The 24714-nt window shown below is 65.0% G+C and carries 21 protein-coding genes, 1 tRNA gene and 1 pseudogene; 10 read left to right on the top strand and 13 right to left on the bottom strand.

The window, feature by feature from the left end:
• Positions 1-67: 67 nt before the first annotated feature.
• Entirely contained in the window at positions 68-1720 is a 1653-nt protein-coding gene (gene argS / locus BVC93_RS19505) for an arginine--tRNA ligase (protein WP_192860040.1), read from the bottom strand.
• Positions 1721-1830: 110 nt separating this feature from the next.
• On the opposite strand from argS, the gene BVC93_RS19500 reads away from it, so the two are divergent.
• Positions 1831-1906 (top strand) — tRNA-Arg (locus BVC93_RS19500).
• 126 nt (positions 1907-2032) lie between these two features.
• On the opposite strand, the gene BVC93_RS19495 is transcribed toward BVC93_RS19500, so the two are convergent.
• The 4 genes from BVC93_RS19495 to BVC93_RS19480 form a co-directional block, all read right to left on the bottom strand.
• Positions 2033-3241 (bottom strand): hypothetical protein, encoded by a 1209-nt coding sequence (locus tag BVC93_RS19495; RefSeq protein WP_157516990.1) that lies wholly within the window; start codon positions 3239-3241, stop codon positions 2033-2035.
• A 354-nt stretch (positions 3242-3595) separates the two neighbouring features.
• Positions 3596-4474 carry a hypothetical protein gene (locus tag BVC93_RS19490; protein WP_083738915.1) on the bottom strand — a complete coding sequence of 293 codons (879 nt, stop codon included), beginning with the start codon at positions 4472-4474 and terminating at the stop codon, positions 3596-3598.
• A gap of 69 nt (positions 4475-4543) precedes the next feature.
• Entirely contained in the window at positions 4544-4828 is a 285-nt protein-coding gene (locus BVC93_RS19485; protein WP_083738914.1) for a hypothetical protein, read from the bottom strand.
• Positions 4829-4971: 143 nt separating this feature from the next.
• Positions 4972-5439 (bottom strand): MarR family winged helix-turn-helix transcriptional regulator, encoded by a 468-nt coding sequence (locus BVC93_RS19480; RefSeq protein ID WP_083738913.1) that lies wholly within the window; start codon positions 5437-5439, stop codon positions 4972-4974.
• 66 nt (positions 5440-5505) lie between these two features.
• Here BVC93_RS19480 and BVC93_RS19475 point away from each other — a divergent pair, with 66 nt between their 5' ends.
• From BVC93_RS19475 to BVC93_RS19450, 6 genes are all read left to right on the top strand, one after another.
• Complete coding sequence (locus tag BVC93_RS19475; protein ID WP_083738912.1) at positions 5506-6510, top strand: NAD-dependent epimerase/dehydratase family protein; 1005 nt, start codon at positions 5506-5508, stop codon at positions 6508-6510.
• Positions 6511-6719: 209 nt separating this feature from the next.
• Positions 6720-7379 carry a response regulator transcription factor gene (locus tag BVC93_RS19470; protein ID WP_083738911.1) on the top strand — a complete coding sequence of 220 codons (660 nt, stop codon included), beginning with the start codon at positions 6720-6722 and terminating at the stop codon, positions 7377-7379.
• A 1-nt stretch (position 7380) separates the two neighbouring features.
• A complete protein-coding gene (locus tag BVC93_RS19465) occupies positions 7381-8784 on the top strand; it encodes a sensor histidine kinase (protein WP_083738910.1) in 1404 nt (467 codons plus the stop codon).
• A gap of 92 nt (positions 8785-8876) precedes the next feature.
• Complete coding sequence (locus BVC93_RS19460; RefSeq protein ID WP_083738909.1) at positions 8877-10232, top strand: MFS transporter; 1356 nt, start codon at positions 8877-8879, stop codon at positions 10230-10232.
• Positions 10233-10249: 17 nt separating this feature from the next.
• Positions 10250-11173 carry a TAXI family TRAP transporter solute-binding subunit gene (locus tag BVC93_RS19455; protein ID WP_083738908.1) on the top strand — a complete coding sequence of 308 codons (924 nt, stop codon included), beginning with the start codon at positions 10250-10252 and terminating at the stop codon, positions 11171-11173.
• A 117-nt stretch (positions 11174-11290) separates the two neighbouring features.
• The gene (locus tag BVC93_RS19450) at positions 11291-11593 is read left to right on the top strand and encodes a hypothetical protein (RefSeq protein ID WP_157516989.1); all 303 of its coding nucleotides are present in this window, start codon (positions 11291-11293) and stop codon (positions 11591-11593) included.
• Between the two features lie 4 nt (positions 11594-11597).
• On the opposite strand, the gene BVC93_RS19445 is transcribed toward BVC93_RS19450, so the two are convergent.
• Positions 11598-12515 (bottom strand): lytic transglycosylase domain-containing protein, encoded by a 918-nt coding sequence (locus tag BVC93_RS19445; RefSeq protein ID WP_083741171.1) that lies wholly within the window; start codon positions 12513-12515, stop codon positions 11598-11600.
• On the opposite strand from BVC93_RS19445, the pseudogene BVC93_RS19440 reads away from it, so the two are divergent.
• A pseudogene (locus BVC93_RS19440) lies at positions 12506-13341 on the top strand (DUF1460 domain-containing protein). The gene BVC93_RS19445 and the pseudogene BVC93_RS19440 overlap by 10 nt on opposite strands.
• A gap of 112 nt (positions 13342-13453) precedes the next feature.
• Positions 13454-16363 (top strand): PQQ-dependent sugar dehydrogenase, encoded by a 2910-nt coding sequence (locus BVC93_RS19435; protein ID WP_083738906.1) that lies wholly within the window; start codon positions 13454-13456, stop codon positions 16361-16363.
• A 1-nt stretch (position 16364) separates the two neighbouring features.
• Here BVC93_RS19435 and BVC93_RS19430 read toward each other — a convergent pair whose 3' ends face one another.
• From BVC93_RS19430 to BVC93_RS19410, 5 genes are all read right to left on the bottom strand, one after another.
• On the bottom strand, positions 16365-16988 hold the full coding sequence (locus tag BVC93_RS19430; RefSeq protein ID WP_083738905.1) for a cation transporter: 624 nt from the start codon (positions 16986-16988) through the stop codon (positions 16365-16367).
• Positions 16973-17317: an ArsR/SmtB family transcription factor gene (locus tag BVC93_RS19425; RefSeq protein ID WP_083738904.1), complete on the bottom strand. Its 345-nt coding sequence runs from the start codon at positions 17315-17317 to the stop codon at positions 16973-16975. The genes BVC93_RS19430 and BVC93_RS19425 overlap by 16 nt, the downstream gene beginning before the upstream one ends.
• Positions 17318-17554: 237 nt before the next feature.
• Positions 17555-18406, bottom strand: a complete 852-nt coding sequence (locus tag BVC93_RS19420; RefSeq protein WP_083738903.1) for an alpha/beta hydrolase — start codon at positions 18404-18406, stop codon at positions 17555-17557.
• Positions 18403-18978 (bottom strand): HdeD family acid-resistance protein, encoded by a 576-nt coding sequence (locus BVC93_RS19415; RefSeq protein ID WP_083741169.1) that lies wholly within the window; start codon positions 18976-18978, stop codon positions 18403-18405. Before BVC93_RS19415 ends, BVC93_RS19420 begins: the two co-directional genes overlap by 4 nt.
• 127 nt (positions 18979-19105) lie before the next feature.
• Positions 19106-20212, bottom strand: coding sequence for a PucR family transcriptional regulator (locus BVC93_RS19410; protein ID WP_236950030.1), 1107 nt, complete (start codon positions 20210-20212; stop codon positions 19106-19108).
• A 262-nt stretch (positions 20213-20474) separates the two neighbouring features.
• Here BVC93_RS19410 and BVC93_RS19405 point away from each other — a divergent pair, with 262 nt between their 5' ends.
• Positions 20475-22052 (top strand): CoA transferase, encoded by a 1578-nt coding sequence (locus tag BVC93_RS19405; protein WP_192860039.1) that lies wholly within the window; start codon positions 20475-20477, stop codon positions 22050-22052.
• Positions 22053-22216: 164 nt separating this feature from the next.
• Here the strand turns inward: BVC93_RS19405 and BVC93_RS19400 are convergent, their stop codons facing one another.
• Complete coding sequence (locus BVC93_RS19400; protein ID WP_083738901.1) at positions 22217-22885, bottom strand: pyridoxamine 5'-phosphate oxidase family protein; 669 nt, start codon at positions 22883-22885, stop codon at positions 22217-22219.
• 38 nt (positions 22886-22923) lie between these two features.
• Positions 22924-24546, bottom strand: a complete 1623-nt coding sequence (locus BVC93_RS19395) for a glycoside hydrolase family 13 protein (RefSeq protein WP_236950029.1) — start codon at positions 24544-24546, stop codon at positions 22924-22926.
• Positions 24547-24714: the final 168 nt, after the last annotated feature.

The following is a 24714-nucleotide window of genomic DNA, read 5'->3' as shown; positions in this document are numbered from 1 at the left end:
CGGGCCAGCAGCATCACCTCGTCGGGTGAGGCCGGCTTGGGCGGCACACCGGTGGCAGGCTGAGCGCTCACATGCGCTCCGGTGCGGTGACGCCCAGGATCGTCAGCCCGTTGGCGATCACCTGGCGGGTGGCCTGGCACAGCGCCAGACGAGCCGCGTGCAGATCGTTGGGCTCCTCGTCACCTTGAGGCAGCACCCGGCAGGAGTCGTAGAACCGGTGGTAGTCACCGGCCAGGTCCTCCAGGTAGCGGCAGACCCGATGCGGCTCACGCAGATTCGCCGCCGTCTTGAGCACGCGGGGGAACTCGCCGATGTTGCGGATCAGCGCACCCTCTTTGTCATGGGACAGCAGCTCCAGGTGCTCGGTGCTGGCGATCAGCCCGAGCTCGGCAGCGTTGCGGGCCAGCGCCGAAAGCCGGGCGTGTGCGTATTGCACGTAGTAAACCGGGTTCTCACTGGACGCCGAGGACCACAGTTCCAGGTCGATGTCGATGGGGGTGTCCACCGAGGACCGGGTCAGCGCATAGCGGGCGGCGTCGACGCCGAGGGCGTCGACCAGATCGTCGAGGGTGATGACGGTGCCGGCCCGCTTGCTCATCCGCACCGGCTGGCCGTCACGCACCAGGTTCACCATCTGACCGATCAGCACCTCAACGGTGTCGGGGTCATCACCCAGTGCCGCTGCGGCTGCCTTGAGGCGGGCGATGTAGCCGTGGTGGTCGGCGCCCAGCATGTAGATGCAGAGGTCGAACCCGCGCTGCCGCTTGTCCAGGTAGTAGGCCAGATCGCCGGCGACGTAGGCCGGGTTGCCGTCGCTCTTGATGACGACGCGGTCCTTGTCGTCGCCGAACTCGGTGGTGCGCAACCACGTTGCGCCGTCCTTTTCGTAGATTTTGCCGTTGGCCCGCAGCGCGGCGATGGCCTCCTGCACCCGACCGGAGGTGTGCATCGAGTCCTCATGGGTGAAGACGTCGAAGTCGGTGCCGAACTCGTGCAGCGATTCCTTGATGTGGCTGAACATCAGATCCACGCCGATGGACCGGAAGGTCTCCTGCTGCTGATCGGCAGGCAGGCTGAGCACCTCGGGCGCCTGCTGCAACACCTTGGCCGCGATGTCGGCGATATAGGTGCCCGCGTAACCGTCCTCGGGAGTGGGCGCTCCGGTGGCCGAGGCCACCAGGGAACGGGCGAACCGGTCGATCTGGGCGCCGTGGTCGTTGAAGTAGTACTCGCGGGTGACCGCCGCACCCTGCGTGGCCAGGAGCCGGCCCAGCGCGTCACCCACCGCAGCCCAGCGAGTGCCGCCGATGTGGATGGGCCCGGTGGGGTTGGCCGAGACGAACTCGAGGTTCACGTTGAGACCGTCGAGGTCGCCGGAGTTGCCGTAGGTGGTGCCGGCGCCGATCACGTCGTCGACGATGCGGCCCTGCGCGGCGGCGTCGATGCGCAGGTTCACGAAGCCGGGACCAGCGACGTCAGCCGCGGCGATTCCGTCGGCCGCGGTCAGCGCCTCTGCCAGCCACGCAGCCAGTTCGCGCGGATTGGCGCCGACCTTCTTGCCCAGCTGCAACGCCAGGTTGGTGGCGTAGTCGCCGTGCTCGGGGTTGCGCGGACGCTCGACGGTCACCGTGTCGGGAAGGGCGTTGGTGTCCAGGTCATGGGCGGCCAACACCGCAGCGGCGGTGCTCTTGAGCAGCTCGGCCAGGTCGGCGGGTGTCACGGGGGTCCATCCTATGGTCTGGGGTGGTCGCGGCCCGAATCGATTACCGTGGACAAACCACTCGCCTCGATGCGCTAGGCTGTGCAGGCCCAATGGCGCTGTTTCATCGCGCCCCCGTAGCTCAGGGGATAGAGCGTCTGCCTCCGGAGCAGAAGGCCGCAGGTTCGAATCCTGCCGGGGGCACCATCTCTACCTCTCTACCTGCAGAAATGTTCGAAACGTAAATCCTGGACCTATCCGCCACGAATATCGTTGCCCCAGGTAGTCGTCGTTGTTAATCACTGACGTTTCGCGAGATGCCCCCAGGATTCCTCAATCGATGGGATCAGAGAAAAACCCGCTGGTTCGTCGGTAGTAGTCAGTCGCGACCCATTGCTCGATGGTCGCCCGAAACTCGGTGTCGATCACATCGAGTTCGTCCCACACGCAAGTGCTGAACTGTTCATCGACTGATTGCCCAGCCTTGATCAGGTGTTGCCACGCGTCCCAGGAGTGCGCGATGCACTCAGTGAAGGTTCCCGCCATCGGAACGTACGAATTCGGCGCAGCGATGAACCACCCACCAGTCGGTGTTGGGTGTCCCCCGAGTTCACAGTGTTGCCAATAATCCTTCTGGCGGTAGTCGTTGTCGTCGTCGCGGTAGATCTTCGACGGCTTCCAATTTTGGCGTCGCTCCCCCGGCGTTGAGTTTGCCCACTTTGCCATCTGGGATGCATCGGCCATAAAGCGCCACAGAATGAACTCGGTCTCGACTAGTTGCCTAATCAAAGTCCATGCTGGGTAAACATTTCCATACGATGCCAGCTGATAAACCCCGGCCGTGAGCGCATTGTTGGTGACCGCTACAAGTGCCAGTGCGTCCAGAGAATCCTTGCACTCGGCCTGCAAACCGTTGACCGAACTCGCCTTGTGTAGGACGACCGCAGCTCTGTGCCAATAATCGACGAGCGCATATGCTGCTGTTTGCCGCGCATTCCGCATAATCGGATCTTCTGCGTACTTATCGGAGGCCGCGCGGGCACTAGCTCGATCAGTGATCTGTACGTCGTCACCCTGGTTCTTCAGCTGCACGTGGACGTCAGCCAGCACTTTGTTCAGGTGTCGACCGTCAAGCTTGCTGATCTCGCTGGCCGCTCCTAGCGCAAACTCGTGGGCAATTAGAGCGACCCCCGCCGCGTTGACTGAAATAGGCTCGCAAAAACCCTGGGAAATGATCGTGGTGACAAGTCTTTCCACCTGCTCAAGCTGATCAACGGGCACAATTTCTAGATTCAAGTACGCGTGCAATGCCAATAGCGTATCTTCGAGCGTCTTATCTGCCGCGTCGCGGAACATGCGAACCAAAATTGCCGCAACTGTGACGAGCGGACCCGATGCAATGATCAGCGCATCCGTATCTTGATTGACCATCGCCGTATCAATGCTGTCAGCAGACCCCTTCAGGTGGCCCAGCAGCAAATTGGCCCCGCGCTTTGCCATGGCGAGCTCATCTCGTCGCACAGCCGCATCGTAAGCGCTCACCCCGACATGGCAGACGACCGCCACTCGTGTGGCCCAACCGAAAGGCTGCATGCAGACCGCCGGTCTAGGTCCCAGTCGCTTCCACGACGCAGCCCATTGGTTCCGTATTCCGTCGAAGCGGCCACTTGCCAGCTCCCCAACGCTCCGACCTCGGCCGTGCCTATAGCGGCTGCAGACTTGCTGCAAACCGCGCGATGGAGGAGGTTGCACAGAGGGCCCATCATGACAAGCCTCGCCAAGTCTGCTGACGTCGATGCCAGTCGCCCGCCACAGAGTGCCGCGGGCAAGCCTGGATCTGGCAGCGTAGGCAGCGCTATGGATCGAAATCAGTCCGGAAAAGGACGAGTTTTGAACCTACGTGTTGCATACCTGCTCGAACCCACCGATGGCGGCTTCGACAACCCGTAGGGCACGAAATGCATAGTCCAGCAATCTATCTGGATTGCCTTCGACTGTCACTTGAATTGTTCCTGTCTTGCTGTCTGGAACATCATCCACAATGACGTGCTTGCTTCCGTAGGCTGACGCCCACGGCCTGGCGTGGGAGTAGCCACTGAGCAACTGCCACGTCTGCAGCAAGAGTTGTCCCGTATTCCAACCTTCACCAGCATCAAGCCCCGTCACCAGTGATCCTGCGAATTGGACAATGGACGATTCAGTTGCAAGTTGCTCCGTGTACTTCTTATTGGAGAAAGGGGCGGGTGGGGCGAGGAGCGTCGTAGCTTCCTGCAGGATCCAATCAATGCGTTGATCGAAAGTCGCCTGCATCCCAGCAACCTTCGCCATCTCGTCAGAGGGTCGCGCCTGATTAACTGGCTCAGCCGCAAGAAGATTGAGCCACTTGCGGTGTGACCTCAGATCGTTGTACTTGAATTCAAGTGCGCGAGCACGCCTTTCCTCTGTTGATCCACTCACCATCCAAAGCGCCGTGGAGCCGCCGTTGATCGCGGTTCGAATCAATGAGGCCTGCGCGTAGGGAAACGGCGCGTCATGGGTTTTCATGCTCCACGCCAAAAACCTGAGACTGTCGATAGCGCTGTACAGACACTGAACGACATCCTGTTGAAAGTTCCGCTTGATCGGGTGAAAGAAGGCATCGTCACCGCGTACCGGTGCTGTATCGGTGGCCTTGATCGACTGCAGGCGCTTCAGCGCTGCAATGGTTTGATCCTCTAACCACCCGATACCGTCATCTATGGACGGGGAGCTCGCCGTGTCGGTGCTTTCTGCCATGTCTCTCCAAATTTGTTGGTGGCGGAAATCTCGGCCCCGATCCTCGCACCTCGTACCGACACGTTGGCCTCAAGCGGACGACTTAACTTTCGCAGTCTCCTTCTCGGCTTGAGCCGCCAGCTCGGCGAGGGCATTGGCGCTCAGGTTCCCTGCCACAATCGCGTCACGTCCATCTTGGCTCTGTTGGTAACGCAGAGCCGTGTCGACGGTCTTGTGTCCCAGTGGGGCCATGTTCTCGGCAAGAGACGACACTGCTGCGTTTTTGGCGCCTGCGAACCGGCGCAGGTCCCGTGCTGAGAGATCGTCTCTGCCTATGGACTTTGCAGCCTTCTGGCGCACGTCTTTGTTGAACACTCGATCGTTGAGATGGCAGCCACCGCGAGCAGGCGCAAACAGAAGGGCCTCATCCTCTGTAGCGCCGATCCCCGTGCCGCTGACATTTCTGCCCTGGGCGCGGGCCGAGAGTAAGCCGCGCGCTGTGATGCCGAACGAGTCCGTCAGCGTGATGGTGGCTCGTCCATGGACGCGGCGATCCGGTTCAGCAACTCGGTGAGCGCGAGTTGTTCTGCGGGTTCGAGGATGCCGAAGAGATCCTCGGCGATGCGCAGGTAATCGCTGAGCCAGGCCTGTGCTTGCGCGGCGCCTGCGGCGGTGGTTGTCAGTCTCACTGCCCGCCGGTCAGACTGGTCGGCCTCGCGGCGCACCAGCCCGTCTCGGACCAGGGTTTCGACCAGTGTCGAGGCCGTGCCCTGGCTGATACCGACCGCCTTGGCCACATCGGCCAGCCGGACAGGCTGCAGCCGGTTCACCTCGGCGAGCAACTTCGACCTGGGCGTGGACACTCCGTGTTCGCCCAGCCGGTCGTCGAAGGCTCGTACCACCGACTTGCCCGCGCGGCCGAAGGCATCGGCGAGAGCGCCGGCCCGATTCTGCGCCGCCCCAAGGTCAGTCTTCGCGTCATCCATGTTGACGCCAGATTATCAATCCTCATATAGTTTGACATCGAACTATTTGAATGAGGAGAGTTTGAGATGAAAGTATTCATTACTGGCGGTAGCGGCTTTGTCGGATTGCGGGCCATCAGGCGTCTTGTCGACGAGGGGCATGACGTGAGCGCACTGGCTCGCAGCCCTCGGGCGGAACGACTCGTGGCCAGCGCAGGCGCAACACCCGTACCAGGCGATCTTGTCGATCTGGGCGGCCACGCAGAGCCGTCGTGGCTGCGTGCGCTTCGTGCTGTCGACGCCGTGGTTCATAGCGCTGCGTTCATGGAGTTCTGGGGTCCCGATGAGCTGTTTCGGCAGCGCAACCACGAACCGAGCGTTGCTCTGCACGCCGCCGCCGCGCGGGCCGGGGTTCGGAAGTTCGTTCTCATCAGCGCGGCGAGTGTCGCGACAGGCAGCCAGCGCGCGAGCACGGTCAGCGAAGCGACCGATGAAGGTCGACCCAACATCGCCTACAGCCGGGTGAAGCTGGCTACCGAACGGGCCTTGCTGCACACCGCGACACCGGGCATGAGCACGATCGCGCTGCGCCCACCATTCGTCTGGGGTGCGGGAATGCCGACGATCTCTCAGTTCGCCGACGCCGTGAGCACCGGCCGGTTCGCCTGGATCGACCAGGGTCGCCACATCATGGACACCGTTCACGTCGACAATCTGGTCGAGGCCATCTCGTGCGCACTCAAGCAGGGCCGAGCAGGCGCCAGCTACTACGTCACCGACGGCGCGCCGCTGGCAGTCCGCGACTTCTTCGTGCCCCTCCTCGCCACTGAGGGTGTCGACGTGAGCGGCGCCCGCAGTTTCCCGCGCGCCCTGGCATATCCGATCGGCGCGGTGATGGACGCGGGTGCCCGCCTTCTGCGGCGCCGGCAACCCCCGGCGCTGACCAACTGGATGACGTCCTTCATGGGCCGCGACCGGTCCTACGACATCACCGCGGCTCGCCGCGAGTTGGGCTACGCACCCGTGACCTCCCACGCGGAGGGACTCGCCGAGATGAGCGCCCTGCACGAAGCGGGGCAAGGACACCGATGACCTGCTGAGCTGGCGCGCACTCACGCCTGCATCGCGGGCGGCAGCACGGAAGAGGTTGCAATGCGATTGGTGTACAAGCGGATTCGGCCGAGCTGGTGCGATGCGGCCCGACAGCACACGCGCGAACGACGGCCGGCCCGGCCTGCGAGCGCCCACCGATACGCAGCCATTCGGACATGGCGGTACACCCGTGTCGTACCTTGAGGTCGATGCGCATCGCAGTGGTGGAAGACGACGACGGCGTGGGCGACGCCCTGGTCGACGCGCTCGCCGAGGTAGGTCATGCGCCGGTGCGCATGCGCCGAGGTGTCGACCTCCTGCTTGGCCACCGCGACGTCGACCTCGCGCTGCTGGATCTGGGCCTGCCCGATGCCGACGGCCTGACCGTGTTGCGCCAGCTGCGCGCAGTGAGCCAGATACCGGTCGTGGTCCTGACCGCACGCGACGACGAGCGTTCGGTGGTGCGGGCGCTGCGGGGCGGCGCCGACGACTATGTGGTGAAACCGGCTCGGCTCAACGAACTGCGGGCGCGGCTGGAGGTCGCCGGGCGTCGGCGCGCGGCCGGCGCCGAACCACCGGCGGACACCGTTGTCACCGGCGACATCGCAGTCGATCTCGGCGCGCGCCGGCTCGAGGTAGCCGGTCGGGAGGTGACCCTGACTCCGAAGGAGTTCGAGCTGCTCGCCTACCTGGTGAACCGCCGCGGTGAGGCGGTCAGCCGACAGCAGCTCATGGACGCCATCTGGGGTGACGCCTACGTGGCGATCTCACGCAGTCTCGACGTCCACATGACCGCGCTGCGCGCCAAGCTCGGCCGGGAGGGCGTGATCACCACCATCCGCGGCTACGGGTACCGCTGGGGCGCATGACGTGTGGCGACGCGTTCTGCTGGTCCTGCTGGCGTACTCCACCGTCGTGGTGGTGGGACTGGCGGTCCCGCTGGCGCTGACGGTCGGCCGGGAGCGGCTGCAGCGCTTCGGTGAGAGCCGCTTCGCGGCGGCATCGTATTTCGCTGGTCTGGCGGCGCGCGATACCGATCCGGGTGGCTCCGACCTGCAGCAGGCGCTCGACCGCTACTACTGGCTTTACGGCGAGGCCGTCCTCGTCGTGGATCGCAACGGGCGACCGAGGGCGTCTGCCGGCATGACGCCCGGCACCGCAGACGTCGACCGCGCCGTCGCGCAGGCGCTACGCAACCAGCGCAGCGCCTTGCCCTCCTCCCTGAGTCCCTGGTCGCACCCCGAAGCGTTGATCGCGGTCCCGGTGGGAACCGGCACCCAGGTGGATGGCGCGGTGGTGCTGCGAGCTTCCACCGTTGCCGCGGCGGCCGACGTCGGCCGGGCCTGGGCGGTGATCGCCACAGGCGCGGGCGGGTTGCTGCTGCTGGCGTCACTGATCGCCGTGGTGCTCTCACGCTGGACGGTGCGTCCGGTGACCGCGCTGTCCGAGCGGGTGCACGCACTCGGAGACCAGGTTGTGGACCCACCCCCGGGCCCGATCACCGCTGCCGCACCGGCGGCCGCCGCGTACGCGGGTCCACCGGAGGTGCGCGAACTCGCGCGCGTCTTCGACACCATGGCCGCCGATGTGGAGGCCGCGGCGGCCGCCCAACGGCGGCTTGTCGCCGACTCCGCCCACGCACTGCGCAACCCGTTGGCGGCGTTACGGTTCCGACTGGACACTCTTGGCCTGGGATTGTCGGGCAAGTCGGCCGAGACACACCACAAGGCCATCCGCGAAGTCGACCGCCTCAGCGGTGTCGTCGCAGACCTGCTGACGTTGGCCACCGCGGAATCCACCCCCGCCGACCGCGTGGCCCCCCGCTGCGAGGTGACCGCGGTGCTGGCCGAGCGGTGCGACTCCTGGATGGATGCCGCGACGCAAGCCCAGATGACGATCGTGGTGCGCGCACAGCAACCGGCGACAGCCGCCATCGACGGCGACGACCTGGGCAAGATCGTCGATATCCTGCTGAGCAATGCCACCGCCTATGCCGGGGCCGGCGCTGAGATCGAGATCGGCTGCGCCACTGACGGCTCCAGCACGCAAGTATGGGTCAGCGATACCGGAGCCGGCGTGCCCGCAGCCGAACTCGAACGACTCTCGGACCGCTTCTTCCGGGCTTCCAGCACACGTGGACAGGGCACCGGACTCGGACTCGCCATCGCCCGCGCACTCACCGAGCGGGCCGGCGGCAGATTCGGCATCAGCGCGGGCCGGCCGGCCGGCCTGCGGGTCGAGGTCGTGCTGCCCAGTTCACCCCAAGAGTCCTAAGGGACTGTAAGGAACACCCGCAACAGCTTCCGGCCGAGCTGTGACTGCGTTCACAGTGGACGACAGCAGTCGTAACCAGCAGAGGAGCTGTTATGAGCAACCCGGCCACCACAGCGGTAGGGCCAGACACACCGAGATCGTCCCCAGCGGCCACCCGCCGCGCCATTCTCAACACGTTGCGTGGATCGTCGGGCAACCTCGTCGAGTGGTACGACGTCTACGTCTACACGGTGTTTGCAACGTATTTCGAGAATCAGTTCTTCGACTCCGCGGACAAGAACTCGACGATCTACGTGTACGCGATCTTCGCCGTCACGTTTGTCATGCGCCCGGTGGGGTCGTGGTTCTTCGGCCGGTTCGCCGACCGCCGCGGCAGGCGGGCGGCACTGACCTTCAGTGTGTCGCTGATGGCCGCGTGCTCGCTGGTGATCGCCCTTACGCCGGGCCGGGAGAGCATCGGTGTCTGGGCGGCAGTGATCCTGGTGCTGTGCCGGTTGGTGCAGGGTTTCGCCACCGGCGGTGAGTACGGCGCTTCGGCCACCTATATGTCCGAGGCTGCGACCCGGGAGCGACGCGGCTTCTTCTCCTCGTTCCAGTACGTCACCCTCGTCGGTGGCCACGTCCTGGCTCAGCTGACCCTGCTGGTGATGCAGACCTTCCTGGACCGCGAGCAGATCGAGGAATTCGGTTGGCGTATCGCGTTCCTCATCGGCGGCGTGGCCGCGGTGGTGGTGTTCTGGCTGCGCCGGGCCATGGACGAGTCGCTGACCGAGGAACAGCTGGAGGCGGTGCGCCGCGGTGAGGACCAGGCATCGGGGTCGCTGCGCACCCTGCTCGTCGACCATTGGCGGGCACTGCTGACCTGCTTCACGGTGACCATCGGCGGCACCATCGCCTTCTACACCTACAGCGTCAACGCACCCGCCATCGTCAAGAGCACCTACGAAGACCATGGCATGACCGCCACCTGGATCAACCTGATCGGCCTGACGTTCCTGATGGTGATCCAGCCGATCGGCGGGTTGATCAGCGACAAGGTGGGCCGCAAACCGGTGCTGATCTTCTTCGGTGTCGGCGCGGTGCTCTACACCTACGTTCTGATCACCTTCCTGCCGCAGACCACCTCGGTGGCCGCGTCGTTGACGTTGGTCTGCGTCGGCTACATCATCTTGACCGGCTACACGTCCATCAACGCGATCGTGAAGGCCGAGCTGTTCCCGGCCCGGGTGCGCGCACTCGGCGTCGGGCTGGGCTACGCACTGGCCAACTCGGCCTTCGGCGGCACCGCTCCGCTGATCTACCAGGCCGCCAAGGGCGGTGGCCACGTCCCGTGGTTCATCGCGTACGTGACCGTGGTGATCGCCATCTCGCTGTTGGTCTACATCTTCGTGCTGCGCAACAAGTCGGAGACGGCGCTGGACCGCGAGCAGGGCCGGGCCTTCGTCTGACGGCCTAGATTGAGAGCGTGTTCGACCGACGGACGGCCCTGCGCGGCGCAGCACTCCTGGCTGCGGCGTTGGTGTGCCCGGCATGCCAGGGCCGTCCCGACGTCGAACTGCGCCTGGCGGCGGGCGAATCAGGGGGGTTCTTCTGGGAGTTCTCCGGTCTGCTCGCCGCCGCCGCGCAGCGGGCCGGGACGGACCGCATCGTCCCGGCGCAGTCCGGCGGGTCGGCCGACAACCTCGAGGCATTGCACTCCGGCCGGGCCGAGCTGGCGCTGAGCCTCATCGACACCGTCTACGAGAGCCGCTACCGGTCGCAGGTGACAGCCATCGGTTGTGTCTACGAGAACTACTTCCAGGTGGCGGTACGCAGCGACTCGCCCGTCGTCTCGTTGGGAGACCTGCGGGGCCGCACCGTCAGCATCGGTGCGCCGGGATCGGGTGCCGAGACGTTGTCGCAGCGGGTCCTGGCCGCGGGCGGGCTCGAGGTGCCCGGTGCCGTGCGGGCGGTCGCGCTGTCCATGCGGGACGCGGCCGCCGGTCTGGCCGACGGCACCGTCGACGCCGCGATGTGGGCGGGCGGCTTGCCCACTCCCGCGTTCGGGGCCGACGAAGACGCCATCCGGTTGGTGGATCTGACGAGCGTGGTGGGTGAGCTCCGGAAGCGGTTCGGGACGGCCTACGAGGCGGTGCCCGTGCCGGCGGGCGTCTACGGCGACCACGGCGCCGTCACCACCGTGGGTGTGGCCAATGTGTTGCTGGCACACCGCGATGTAGCCGACAAGGCCGTCGCAGGTGTCGTGGACCTGCTGATCGACGATTCGACGCAGCTGGTCCCGGCTCAGGCGGTGGGAAGTCAGTTCCTCGACGTGCAGTCGTTGATCCTCACCGGAGACATCCCCCTGCACCCCGGTGCGGTGCAGGAGTACCGCCGCAGGCACGGGTGACCGCCAAACTGTGAAGCCGCTGTGTCCTTGCCGGGAGTAGCCGCACAGACCGCTGTGGACCACAGTTGGAGTGCCGATCCCTCGATACCGTGATCGCAACGGCGACGAAGGATGCTGATGCCCGACTACAAGAATCTGCTCTGCTCTGGGCTGGCGGTGATTTCCGTGAGCGCAGCTCTGTTGGGTGGCAGTGCTGCCGTGGCCGGCGCCACCAAGATCTCCGCGAACCCTTCCCAGGTTTCCACCAGCTCCGGAGCAGGCAGCCAGGTACGGACTGCGGCGGTTCAGGGCGACGTCCGCAACTCTGGAACTCAGGGCGATATCCGCGGCGGCATCAAAGCCGTGCCGGGTGTGAAAGCGCACGCGATGCCGACACCCAACTCCTGCGATCCGGAGTACGAATACACCTGCGACGACTGAGCAATCACTGCGGGTTGTCCAACAGGTAGTCCTGCACCGGGATCGGTGCGTTGGCCAGGTAGCCGACCGGGAGCAGCACGTCACCTGCGGTGCTGTTGTAGTACACGTCCCAGCGGTGGTAGGCCCGAAACGCTGACGGGTCCGCGGCGATGACGGCGGCGTAGTCGCCGATCGCACGGACGTAGCGGTTCGAATTGTTGTACTGGTACAGGGCGGCGTCAGGGTTGGCCGAAAAGCCCTGTGCGGCCAGGAAACGTCCCGCGGCCATGATCGCGTCACGCGGCGCATGGATGTCACCGCCGCGGCCGTACATGGCGAAGGTCGAGGGCAGAAATTGCATGGGCCCCTGCGCTCCCGCGGTGCTGACTCCGTCGATGCGGCCGAACGCGGTTTCGACGAAATTGATGGCGGCCAGGTAGTTCCAGCCCACCCCGGTGACGGACGCCGCCTCGTGGTAGTAGCTGAGCAATTGCCCAGCCGCCGGGGGCGCGGTGATCCGCCATGCCGGCAGCGTCGGTTTACCACGGCCCATCGCCGAGAGTTCTCGTCGCGAATCGATGTTGCGGTCATATACCTCCAGCAGCGCCGCCGGAACCTGCGTGCGGGTAGTGCCGTCCCATTCCGGGTGACGCGCCAGCACGCGGTAGGCCAGCTGCTGGCGGCGCGCCGCCGCTACCTGATCCGATTCGGATGAGGCGGGGTCCCGCAGTGTCTGCTCATCGGCGGTCAGACCTCTGGCCAGCTCAGTCGGGTCTGCTGCCAAGCGTGGCTGCGCCGTGTCCGGCGGCGTCGGTGCACTGACCTGCATCGGAGTCGACGGCGCCGAACTGATCGCCGGCGCCGGCGGATTCGAGCAACCCACGACGACCGTCGCTGCCAGGACGACGGTCGCCACACGAACTCGGGCTCCGAGTGCAACCACGTACAGTAGCCAAATCGTCAAATCCACCCACGTCAACCGCCGCCGCCGGCCCCGCTGGTGGTGGCCGGTCTGCGTCGTACTGATCGCCGTGGTCGGCACTCCCCCGGCGTCGGCAACGCCATCGGCTGTGATCTCCGAGGGCAGCGCGCAGATCCTGCAGGCGATGCTGGCAGCCACCGCGGCGTCCTCCGATGCGGACACCGTCTCGCGGCAATTCCTGGGAACTCCGTACGGTGCAAACACTCTGGTGGGTTCTGCCGATGTTCCCGAAGAGCTGGTGATCGAGCTCGAGCGGGTGGACTGTTTCACCTACGCCGACTACGTCGAGGCTCTCAAACGGGCCGATACGCCTGACGAGTTCACCGACAGTCTGGTCGACGTGCGCTATCGGGACGGCGTTGTCAGCTTCGCGACTCGTAAGCACTTCTTCACCGACTGGTCGGCCACCACACCCCGGTTGGCCACCGACGTCACGGCAAGCCTGAGCGACGCGGCTCTCGATGTCGAGAAGAACCTGAACCAGAAGGATGCCGGCGGGGTGTATCTACCGGGCCTGCCCGTCGTGCCGCGCACCGTGACCTACGTGCCCAGCGGCGCCGTCGACGACTCCGTCGTAAGCAGGCTGCGCACCGGGGATTACATAGGCGCCTATGCGCGAGACGGCGGCCTGGACGTCACCCATGTCGGGATCTTCGTCCAGACGCCCGATGGCCCGGCGCTTCGCAATGCCTCGTCGAAGCGCTCCGACAACCAGGTGGTGGACAGCGCGTTCTACGACTACGTGGCGACCGTGCCCGGCCTCGTGGTGCTGCGCCCTACCCGCTGAGTTTGCTAAGACGATGGTGCACTCGAAATCCAACCCGGCGAGAGGTTCCATGGGATAGTTGACGCCAGCGTAAACATCGCGGAGAACTCGCAACCATGGGGGATTAGCTGCCATGACCATCTCAGCTCTCGGCGGGCATGCCGATCCTGGTGCACCCGCTCCGGGCCGGTACGCCAGGTACGTCGGCCGGGTCGGTATCCTCGCCGTCGCGTTGGGCGTGTTCGGGGCGGTGGCCTCACCGGGCGCGGGGTGGGCCGAAGCAGAAACCTCCACCGCGGATGCGTCCAGCACATCGTCGTCGGATACCGGGTCACCCGACTCCGGCGCCTCCTCGGACACCACCTCCGACGATGCTGCCGACACCGACACCACCGACAGCGACGACGCCGGCAAGGACGAAGCCGAAGACGACGACACCCTCGACGAGGGAGCCACTGAAGAGGAATCCGTTGAGGAAGAACCCGCTGAAGAAGACGGCCCGGACGATGAAGCCTCCGAAGACGACAGCGACGAGGTAGCCGAAGACGACGCCGAAGTCGGCCAAGAGCCCGCGGAGTCCACCGAGCCCGTCGAGGAGTCAGCGTCGGATCCCACCGAGGAGCCCGTCGAGGAGCAGGCTGCCACGGAGGCGGAGCCGGTCAGCGAGGACGTCGAGGCACAGCAGGACGCACCCGTCGCCGAGATCACCCCATTCCACGCCACCACAGCGCAGCGGGCCACGACCAACCTGCTTGAGGATTGGGGCAAGCAGATCGGCACCGCGCTCGGTCTGCCCACCCCTGCACAAGTGCAGGAGCGGATCAATGCCGCGGTGGTGCAGTGCCTGTGCAGCGCCATCACGGGCATCCAGCAGTTCTTCAGCAACCAGATGTCTTCCGGTACAACAGATTCGCCGGCCAATCCCCTGCAGAACACCGTGCTGTGGACGGCCTTGGCGTGGGCCCGGCGCCAGATCGACTTCGCGGTCGCTGCGTTCAACCGCTCCCCCATCGGTCAGACGATCACCATGATCAACAACCGGGTGAACGACTGGCTCGACACCGAGGTGTACAACTCGCCGTGGGGCCGCGAGATCTCGGCGACCGTCGGCGCGTTCCTGCAGTCCTGCGCCGATTCCACCGCGCTCCCGGAGGAATTCGACCGGACCGTGGTGGTGTCCGGCTTGAACGAGCCGACGGATTTCGACTTCATCATGGATCCCGACGACCCGGACCACATCCACGCCGTCGTGATCGCCGAAAAGTCCGGAGCCATCAAGGTTTACGACATGCACACCGGCGTGGTCACCACTGTGCTCAAGCTCAACGTGGTCACCGCGGGCGGCGAACGCGGACTGATCGGCATCGAGGTGGATCCGAACTTCTGGGCCGAGGGTGAGGCGGGCTACCGCACCGTGTACGCCGCCTACACCGGGGCGGACAACTACGATCGCCTCTCGAGCTTCGTGATGTCGCCGTCGCTCACCGAACTCGGCTCCGAAACCCTGCTGGTGAAATCGACCGAGCAGGCCAACGACTTCCACCATGGCGGTGAGCTCGAGTTCGACCCCACCGGCCAGTACCTCTACTGGGCCGTGGGCAACAACACCAGACCTTCGGAGAACTCCCAGGACCTGACCAACATCCACGGCAAGATCCTGCGGCTGAACCGCGATGGCTCGGCCGCCGCGGGCAACCCGTTCATCACCGATTCCAACGAGATCACCCAGCGGATCTACGCCTACGGCCTGCGCAACCCGTTCCGGTTCGGCTTTGATCCCGATACCGGGGCCCTGCTGGCCGGAGACGTTGGCGAGGGCTCGTGGGAAGAGCTCAATCTCATTGTGGCAGGCGCGAATTACGGTTGGCCGGCGGCGGAGGGGCCGTGCGACAACTGCGGTTACGTCAACCCTCTTTACGCTTATCCGCACGCCCAGCCCACCAACAGCGGTTCCATCACGTCCGTGCTGGTTCTCGACGACGATTCGACACCGGCGGGGCAACGCAAAGTTCTGATCGCCGACTACTCGCTGGGCTGGATCCGCGAACTGACCTTCGACGACGAGTACTCGAGCCTGATCAGCGAGCGCACCTTCGACAGCGCGGCCGGCGCTGCCGTCAAGCTCACCCAGGCACCGAACGGCGACATCTACCAGCTGAACATCTACCCCGGTGTGTTGTCGGTGATCGCCCCGTCGGGTGGTAACCGGTCACCGGTCGCAGTCATCGAGGCCTCAACCACATCCGGAGCCGGAAACCAGCTCCAGGTCGACTTCTCGGCAGGACAGTCAAGCGATCCGGACGGTGATCCGCTGACGTACCGCTGGGATTTCGGCAACGGCCAGACCTCGACGGTTGCCGATCCCACGGTCGTGTTCACCAACTCCGGTACCTACACCGCGTACACCGTCACCCTCACCGTCAGCGACGGTGAGAAGCAGAATGTCACGACGCAGCGCATCGTCGTCGGAAGTACCCCTCCGGCAGCTGATTTCGAGGTCACCAGTCCCGGTGGCTACAACTACAACGCCGGCGACACGGTGACCTTCAGGGCCGAGGCCGACGACGTTCAGGACGGCACGCTGCCCGCCAGCGCGTACACGTGGACGGTCGAGTTCCACCATGCCGACCACAAGCACCCGTTCCTGGCCGACATCACCGGGCCGGATCTGAGCTTCCGGGTGCCCACGGATTACGACCAGCTGGCCAACACCTACTACAAGGTGATCTTGACGGTGACCGACAGCAGTGGTCTGACCACCACCACCGTCAAGGACGTCCGCCCCAATCTCGTCACGCTCACCTTCGGCGCCAATGATCCCGAGGCGCGGTACACGATTGACGGAATTCCGCATACCGGAACGTATTCGGAGCAGTCAGTGGTGGGAGTCACCAGGACGCTCGGGGCCATCTCACCGCAAACCATCGGAGGTCAGCAGATGGTGTTCGGTTCCTGGTCCGACGGCGGAGCAGCCACCCACACGGTGGTGGTTCCGGGTTCCGACACCAGCTACACGGTCAACTACGTGTCCTCGGCGTTGTGACTCAGCAGCAACCGCAGGCCCTGCCCCGCCACGCTTCTCGGCCTTCGCGAACGGCCACTGCGGCGATCACCAGGCCCGCCACCGGGTCGGCCCAGAACCAGCCGAGGGCGCCGTTGAGCACCAAGCCTGCGAGCACCACCGCCGAGAGATAGGTGCACAGCAACGTCTGTTTGGAATCGGCCACCGCGGAGACCGACCCGAGTTCTCGGCCCGCCCGCCGTTGCGCGTACGACAGCACCGGCATGATGGCGAGACTGACTGCGGTCAGGACGATTCCGATGGTGGAATGCTGCGCCTCCCCCACTCCCGCCAGCGCTCGTACGGCGTCGACGGTGACGAATGCCGCCAGCCCGAAGAACGACAGGGCAATGACGCGCAAGGCGGTGCGTTCCCGCGCCTGTGGGTCACCTCCGGCGAACTGCCAGGCCACCGCCGCCGCCGAGGCCACCTCGATCACGGAATCCAGACCGAAGCCGATCAGGGCGGTGGAGGACACGCGCGCACCCTCGGCAAGAGCCACGGCGGCTTCGACGACGTTGTAGGTGATGGTGGCCGCCACGAACCACCGGATCCGGCGGGAAAGCAGTTGCCGCCGGTCGTCGGTGAGAGTCACGCGCAGCCACATCCGCAGGGGGCCCCGCCGCTACCTGGGCACTCGCAGTGGGGATCCACGGCGAGAACCAGTCCCATCAGATCCTCGAGGGCATGTCCGATGCGCGAGTCGGCCAGTTCGTATCGGGCCCGCCGACCTTCGGGCACCGACACCACCAGGCCACAACCACGCAGGCATGCCAGGTGGTTCGACAGGATCTGCCGCGAGACGCCGAGCTGTTCGGCCAACTCGGCGGGATAGCCGGGTTCACGATTGAGGCTCAGCAGGATCCGTGCTCTGGTGGAATCCGACAGCGCGTGCCCGAAGCGGGCGAGCGCCTCGGTGTGGGCCACGGTTTGCATGCGGCCGACAGTACACCATTTTCTTTATTCAGAAAATGCTGAACTCTGGACCCATCGGTTCACCTCGGCAGCTACCGTCATCACATGGCCGGGGTCGGGCGGCGTGAGTTTCCGCAGTTCTTCTGCATCGTCCACGGCGCGTACCTCAGCGGAATCCGACAAGCCGAAAGCCTTTTCGGCTATACAGATGATTCACCCGCACCAGCCGGCCGCAAGGCGCCCTGAGCGCACTCGTACTCAACCAACGAACCGGGAGATGAACTCGACGGCCACCTCGGCAACCGATTCCCACCCGTGGTCGATAGTCAGCGAGTGGCCTCTGCCAGGGATTTCGACGATCTCGGTGACGCCGGGATTCTTCGCCTGCCGCTTGTAGGTGGCCTTGGCGATCGCCCAGGGCACTTGATGATCCTGCTCACCGGAAACGATGAGCATGGGCCCACGATCGGGGTTGGTCGCATCGGCCTTGGCCTCACTGCGCGGATCAAGGTTGGCCAAGGCGGCCTCAAAGACCGGGATACCGGAACCTGGTACGTGGTACTGCTGGTAAAGCTGGTGGGCCTCTTCCTCGGACACGGCATTGGCGAAGCCGAAACGGAACTGTTCGAAGGTCAGTGCCACCGCGCGATGCCGGTTGGCCGGATTGAGCAACACTGGCGCCGCCGCTTTCAAGGCCGTTGCAGGCAGTGGCAGCACACCGCGGGTGGGCGCGGGATCGATGGCGACGGTCGCAGAACTGAGTCCGCGACCCGCCAGGATCTGCGCCAACAGCCCCCCGAAGGAATGACCGACCACCGCGGGTTTGCGGTCAAGGCGGTCGATCACAGCTGCCTGGTAGGCGGCGACATCGCCGATACCCTTTCCTGCGAACACCGATGGGTCCTGTCGGGCTGCCTCGATGGTTTCCGGGTCGTCGGGCCAGCCCGGCGTGACGGGTGCGTAACCCGCAGTGTGAAAGTAGGTCGCCCATCGGTCCCAACTCGAGTCCAACAGCCACAGGCCGTGAACGAACACCACCGGCGTGCGGCCCGACGCGTTGGCATCGGCAACCTCGCGGAGCTCCATTTGCGTCAAGTCGATCGTGGTCATGACATCAATCCGGCGGCAGTGGGCAGGGGACCGACGGCGCGCCGGCTTCGAACCGCGGACACGATTTCAGCCATCCCGAGGATGAGCAGCCACCAGCCTGACACCAGCGTAAGCACGTCCAGTGACGAAAACGGATAGGCCAGTAGAACGAACCCAGCCGCCAAACTCAGTACACCACTGACGATGATCCACCCGCGACCAGGAAGTTCCGGATCCGTTACTCCGGACACTGCCTGCGCCACGCCTCGAAAGATCATCCCGACACCGATCCAAATCGCCAGCAGAAGAACCGAATCCGCGATACTGCGGAAGCACAGAACTGCCAGCACGACTGAGCAAACACCACTGACGAACATCAGTACTCGACCCGTTGTCGAGGCGAGCGGTAACGCGAACGCAAGAACAATCTGCGCCACTCCACCGACTGCGAGGTAGGCTCCGAACAAGATGGCCGCCGCAAACACACTGGCATCAGGCCACACGAGAATCAACGTGCCAAGAACAGCGGCGCAGAGGCCGTAAAGCAGCAGGATCTTCCACAATTGCTGCGAGCCATCTGATTTCGTCTCCACACCGTCTCCCCTCGTACTTCCGCCGCCGTCCGCGACACTGATTGAATCTTCGTTTGCCCCGGCGCCGGAGTCGATGTACGCAGTGCCAATCAAGGAGGCGCGCCGGTGTGATGAAGCACAATCTGATTCAGTGACCGCGGTCGACGATCTCGAAAGCCAAACACAGTTCGGCAAGATCCCTCGGTACCGAGAGCGAGCGCGCCGCACGCTCTTCGATGCGCTTGAGCCGATATCGCACGGTGTTGGGGTGGCACACCAGTCGCGCGGCGGCTTCCTGCACCGAGCCACCAACCTCGGCCCAGACCCGGAAAGTATCGAACAACACCTCGCGTTCCATCGGCGGAAGATCATCGAATCCGCCGAGCACCACTGTGGCCAGTTTTGTCGCAACCTCGGGCGCGCTGATGGCCGCCACACCGAGCACGCTGTTCTCGAAGAGCGCCACCTTATTCTCGCCACGCCGTCGGGCAGCACGTGCCGAGTGCGCAAACCTCAGCGCCTGAGCGGTATCAGCGAGATCGTCAAATCGGGGACTCACACCTACTCGCGACGTCGAGATACGTTCCAGGAGACCGATCGTCGCGTCATGGATGTCGTCGGTGGGCACTCTGGCGATGCCGATCTGGACATCGGGCAGCAGGCGCCACGCGGAGAACACGTCGATGCTTCGCAGCATCGACGCCACGCCCGGGAGTGCCTGTCTGCCGATCATCGGCACTGACGCGGCCACCACGATATAGGGGCCGTCAGCGGGGATACGCAGCAGCTGCGCCACCTCCCACAGAGAGTGGTCTCTGGACAGCCGGCCTTCCAGCAGCGCTTCGGCTAACGCGGCACGCTCTGCTTCGTCGTCGAGCACCTGCTGCATCGACTGATTCCGGTACGCACCGACCATCGTGTCGGTGTAGCGATCCTGGGCTTGCCAGAACAGTTCCGTGGCGCGCAACAACGTCTCCGCGCTGATCTCCGGGGAGTTCTGCGACAGTTCGATCAACACATTCCACATCTCGTGCGAAGCCACCCGGAAGGCATGCATGACCGACGGCAGTGGTACTCCCGCAGAAGCACGGGCGTTACCCGTGGTGACCGCTGGCGTCGTGTCGAAAACCTGCGCCTGTTCCAATGCGGCAAAGACGAACCGCAGGTTCGTAGTGGTATCCGCAAGCAACCTCTCGTCAGTTATCACAGAGGTGACGCGGTAGAACTCGACCTGCGCGCGAATGGCAGTGACCACACGTTGGGCGAGTTCATCTAACCGACCGCCCAAAGAGGCGCCGATTGCCGCAATCTGAGCCTCTATATCGCCGGCCGCCACGATGTTTCAGACTAGAACCTGCGACAGCTTAAGGCACTGTGATCAGGCACAACCAGACCGAGCTCACGTTGTCACAGGCTCCATGGACCAGGCGAACCTGGATCGACAACCATCGAGTCACGACAGATCAGACGACCAAAGACGCTGTGTAACTGTAAGTCTCCGAGCCGAGAGCAGGACGATGATCACCAATCCGATACAGGTGTCGATCTTCAACGCTGTCGCCGATGCCCTGCCGTTCGGGCTCGACAAGTCCAAGGTCGACGTCGTCGAAGCCACCGCCTATTCGCCGAGCCCGATAGCGATCCACGACTACGCCGTGGGGATCATGGCCGCCTACGGCGGCGTCGTCGAGCATCTCGGTACCCAGCGCGGCCTACCCGACCAAACGATGTCCCTGAACCGGCGGCACTGCGGGCTGGCCTTGAACTCCGGGCAGATGCACTTCCTCAACGGCTACGGCACGCTGATGGACACGTGGCCCATCGGCCCGGACAACGGCACCTACCGCACTGCCGACGACAGATACGCCACCATGATCGGCCTGCACCCACATTTGCGCGACAAGCTGCTCGGATTCCTGGACTGCGCCAACTCCGCCGCGGCCATCGGCCGGTCTGTCCAGAAGCGGTCATCGTCGGAGCTCGAGGAGGGCGCCGCAGCTGCCGGTCTGGCATTGGGGATCGTGCGGTCTCCCGACGAGTGGCTGGACCACCCCCAGGGCGCCGCAACTGCCCAGCGTCCCATGGTCGAGCTGAGGTCCCGGGGATCGGGCGGCACACGCCGGCTCCGCGAAGCTTTCCGCCGCCCCCTCGACGGAGTGCGGGTGGTGGAGCTGACCCATCTAATTGCGGGCCCGACGATAGGCAAGCTACTGTCCGAACAGGGCGCCGACGTAATCAAAGTACAACCACCCATGGGTGATTGGGTTCTTCCGCTGTGGCTCGACGTCAGCTGGGGCAAGCGCAACATCGCACTCGACATCAAGAGCAAGTCTGGGATGGCGCGCCTGGCCGCCCTGCTCGCCGACGCCGACGTGCTGGTGTCGAGCCAGCGGCCCGAGGCATTGGCCCGACTCGGCCTCGACTTGGACGGCTTGAGTCGCGTCAACCCGGACCTGATCTTCACGCAGGTGTCTTGCTACATCCCAGATTCACCATGGGCAGCCCGACGCGGGTTCGAACAGATAGCCCAGTCAGTCACCGGCGTCATGCACGCCCACTCTGAAGATCTGCCTGCGCCCACGGTGGTGTCGGTTCTGCTGAACGACTACCTGACCGGGTATCTCGGCGCAATCGGAACCATCGCAGCGCTGTCGGCACGCGAACAAGCTGGCGGCTTCTGGACCGTAGTTGCCTCGCTCACGAAATGCGCGGCAACTTCATTGTCGACACTGCGGCCGGCTGACTCCGAGCCGTATGCCCCTGCGAGCACACAGGACCTCATTGACTTCGCGATCGATCAGGCCTCGCCTTCCGGCGTCTTCACCAGGCTGGCACCCACGGTGGCGTTCAGCCACACGCCGTCCTATGTGAGGCGGGCGACGAACTGGCCGGGAACCTCGCCGGACACGGTCGACTGGGAAGCCGACGATGCCGAATCTGACGTTCCTCATGTCCCCTCGGTGCTTGCGCGCAACGGCGCCATCCGCAATCTGGTGCCGTGCTACGGCATTGAGGACCGCGGCGACGGCGGTGGCGGTCTGAGCCTTGCCTCTCCCCTGCTGATGAAGCTCGTGCAGGAGTCGCGGCAATTCTGACCGTAGCCGCAGCTCAGTATCGGTTCTGCCGACGGACCCACTCGTGCGGCGGATGCTGCGACAATCCGGAGGGTGAGTGTCTGCCAGGTATGGCATACCCGATCGCCGTCGCGCAGTTCGCCCAGCGCCACTGCTCACGAGTGACGATCGGCGGCAGCGCGGGTTCATTCGACATGGCGCCGGTTCGCCAGTTCCCCCGTCATGCGCAGTACCGAATCTGGTACCGGGGTGCCCTCGGGGCAATCGGGTGCACGTTGCGGTGTGCCGTACACGGTGGTCAACGGCACCACCCCGGCCCACGCCCCGATGGCGACATCGGATTCAGGGTCCTCGGGCCAGCCGTCGCTGATCTTCAACGACCAGTTGTCCTCACCGATGGGCATCCGCAGCGTCAGGGTGGCGGCCAGTTCCCTGCGGTTGCTGGATCGCAGCTCCGCCACCCGACCCGGGATGAAGGTGTCGGTCAGTGCCTCCAGATACGCCTCTTTGTCCTCCGGCCCGACGAGTTCGAAGACTCCGTACAGCACCGCGCTGCGGTAGTGGAACGACGATTCGAAACCGCTGCGCGCCACCACCACTCCATCGAGTGTGGTCACCGACACCGCGACGGCGGCTCCGCCGGCCACCGCACGCATCCAGGGTGATCCGGTGGAGCCGTGGATGACGAAGTAGCTGTCGATGCGGGCGAATCCGGTGGGAAACACGACCGGATGGCCATCACGCACCAAGGCGATGGTGGCCAGCGGCGTGGCATCGAGGAGTGCGTGGAGATCAGCGCGCGAGGCGCTCTGCTTCTCGCTGAGACGCGAGATCCGGGTCGAGGGCTGCGACACACCAGCAAGCGTCCCACCTCCACGGTCGAAGCGCGCGCTCAGGCCCGCAGCCACACCGCGGCATCGGACGGCAGCATGTCGGCCACGCCCGGCACCGATGCCACCACCACCGACGCCCCCGCGGGCAGCGGCACCTCCACCGGCCCGGTGTTGACCCAGCACTGCGATGCCCCCCTGCCAAAAGCCAGCACATCGTCGGCGGTGTCCAGCCAGTGCAGCTCGGCGTCGGAACCCCACAACTCGTCTCGCGCCGCGAGTGCGGCGCGGTACAGGTGCAGGACAGACCCAGCATCACCTTCTTGGGCCTGCACCGAGAGTTCACCCCAGTGCGGCGGCTGCGGCAGCCAGGGAGTCGAGGTGGACCCCGGGGGTGAAAATCCATACGGCGCAGTGCCGTCGGTCCACGGAAGCGGAACCCGACAACCGTCGCGCCCGACATCGGTGAAATCGGATTGCACCCAGGTGGGATCCTGACGGACATCGGAGGGCAGGTCCTCGACCTCTTCGAGACCCAGTTCCTCACCCTGGTACACGTACGCCGTGCCGGGCAGTGCGAACTGCAGCAGCGCGCAGGCCCTGGCGCGGCGTCGTCCCAGGTCGTGGTCTGCTTCCTCCTCCGCCCATCGCGAGCGCTCCCATTCGCTCTCGACCAGGGCCTCGGGCTGTGACCGGGAGTACCGCGTCACCGTGCGCGGCACGTCGTGGTTGGACAGCACCCAGGTGGGCGGTGCTCCCACCGATGCCGCGCCCGCCATGGCGTCGTCGATCACCGTCCGCAGGCTGCTCGCCTGCCACGGGGCACGCAGGAAGTCGAACTGGAATGCCGTGTGCAGCTCGTCGGGGCGCAGATACCGCGCCAGCCGCTCGTTACTGGGCACCCAGGCCTCGGCGATGAAAACCCGTTCCGGCGCATAACGATTGGCGACCGACCGCCAGCCACGGTAGATCTCGTGCACACCGTCTTGGTCCCACGCCGGGTGCGACGCGTTGTGCTGGGCTCCGACGGTGGGCGCGCCCCGGTCGGGCAGGCCGTCCTCTTTGACCAGGCCGTGAGCCACGTCGATACGGAAACCGTCGACGCCCTTGTCGAACCAGAAGGCAAGCACACTCTCGAACTCCGAACGCACCTGCGGATGCTCCCAATTCAGATCGGGCTGCGCGGGTGCGAACAGATGCAAGTACCAGGTGCCGTCGTCCACTCGTGTCCACGCCGGCCCGCCGAAGATCGACTGCCAGTCATTGGGCGGTAGTTCGCCGCTGGTTCCCCGTCCCGGGCGGAACAGATAACGCTGCCGGGCTCCGGGTTCGTCGCGCAGGGCAGCCAGGAACCACGGATGTTGATCGGAGGTGTGGTTGGGGACGATGTCCAGGATCACCCGGATGCCCACGTCATGCGCTGCGGCGATGAAGGTGTCGGCCTGCTCCAGGGTGCCGTAGGACGGTTCGATGTCGCGGAAGTCGGCCACGTCGTAGCCGGCGTCTGCCATCGGCGACGGATACCACGGATTGATCCACACCGCGTCGACACCGAGTGCGGCGAGGTACGGCAGCCGTGACGTCAGACCGGAGATGTCACCTATTCCGTCGCCGTTACCGTCGGCAAAACTGCGGATGTAGACCTGGTAGACGACCGCCGTTTTCCACCATGCCGCGTCCGCCACTCGGGTCTCCCTCACCGTTCGCCCAGATAGTTACCGTCACAGCCTGAGATGTGCTCGGTGGCGTGTCAAGCGAAACCAAATGCGACGCCGTGACTTTCACCCTGACCTCGGCATCCGTCGGCACGGTCGCAACGTTTTCGAGACCAGGGGGCCTTTCCACGCTTTTAT

This window comes from Mycobacterium sp. MS1601 (assembly GCF_001984215.1).
In the GTDB taxonomy this organism is placed as follows: domain Bacteria; phylum Actinomycetota; class Actinomycetes; order Mycobacteriales; family Mycobacteriaceae; genus Mycobacterium.
The sequence above is the reverse complement of the archived record's forward strand: the minus strand, read 5'-3'. Positions and strand labels throughout refer to the sequence as shown.

Excerpts from the sequence above, each read along its gene's own strand:
- BVC93_RS19430 (WP_083738905.1), bottom strand. The coding sequence starts at position 16,988 with ATGTGGCTGCGCGTGACTCTCACCGACGACCGGCGGCAACTGCTTTCC.
- BVC93_RS19460 (WP_083738909.1), top strand. The coding sequence starts at position 8,877 with ATGAGCAACCCGGCCACCACAGCGGTAGGGCCAGACACACCGAGATCG.
- BVC93_RS19490 (WP_083738915.1), bottom strand. The coding sequence starts at position 4,474 with ATGGCAGAAAGCACCGACACGGCGAGCTCCCCGTCCATAGATGACGGT.
- BVC93_RS19405 (WP_192860039.1), top strand. The coding sequence starts at position 20,475 with ATGATCACCAATCCGATACAGGTGTCGATCTTCAACGCTGTCGCCGAT.
- BVC93_RS19420 (WP_083738903.1), bottom strand. The coding sequence starts at position 18,406 with ATGACCACGATCGACTTGACGCAAATGGAGCTCCGCGAGGTTGCCGAT.
- BVC93_RS19435 (WP_083738906.1), top strand. The coding sequence starts at position 13,454 with ATGACCATCTCAGCTCTCGGCGGGCATGCCGATCCTGGTGCACCCGCT.
- BVC93_RS19470 (WP_083738911.1), top strand. The coding sequence starts at position 6,720 with ATGCGCATCGCAGTGGTGGAAGACGACGACGGCGTGGGCGACGCCCTG.
- BVC93_RS19475 (WP_083738912.1), top strand. The coding sequence starts at position 5,506 with ATGAAAGTATTCATTACTGGCGGTAGCGGCTTTGTCGGATTGCGGGCC.
- BVC93_RS19450 (WP_157516989.1), top strand. The coding sequence starts at position 11,291 with ATGCCCGACTACAAGAATCTGCTCTGCTCTGGGCTGGCGGTGATTTCC.
- BVC93_RS19480 (WP_083738913.1), bottom strand. The coding sequence starts at position 5,439 with ATGGATGACGCGAAGACTGACCTTGGGGCGGCGCAGAATCGGGCCGGC.
- BVC93_RS19425 (WP_083738904.1), bottom strand. The coding sequence starts at position 17,317 with ATGCAAACCGTGGCCCACACCGAGGCGCTCGCCCGCTTCGGGCACGCG.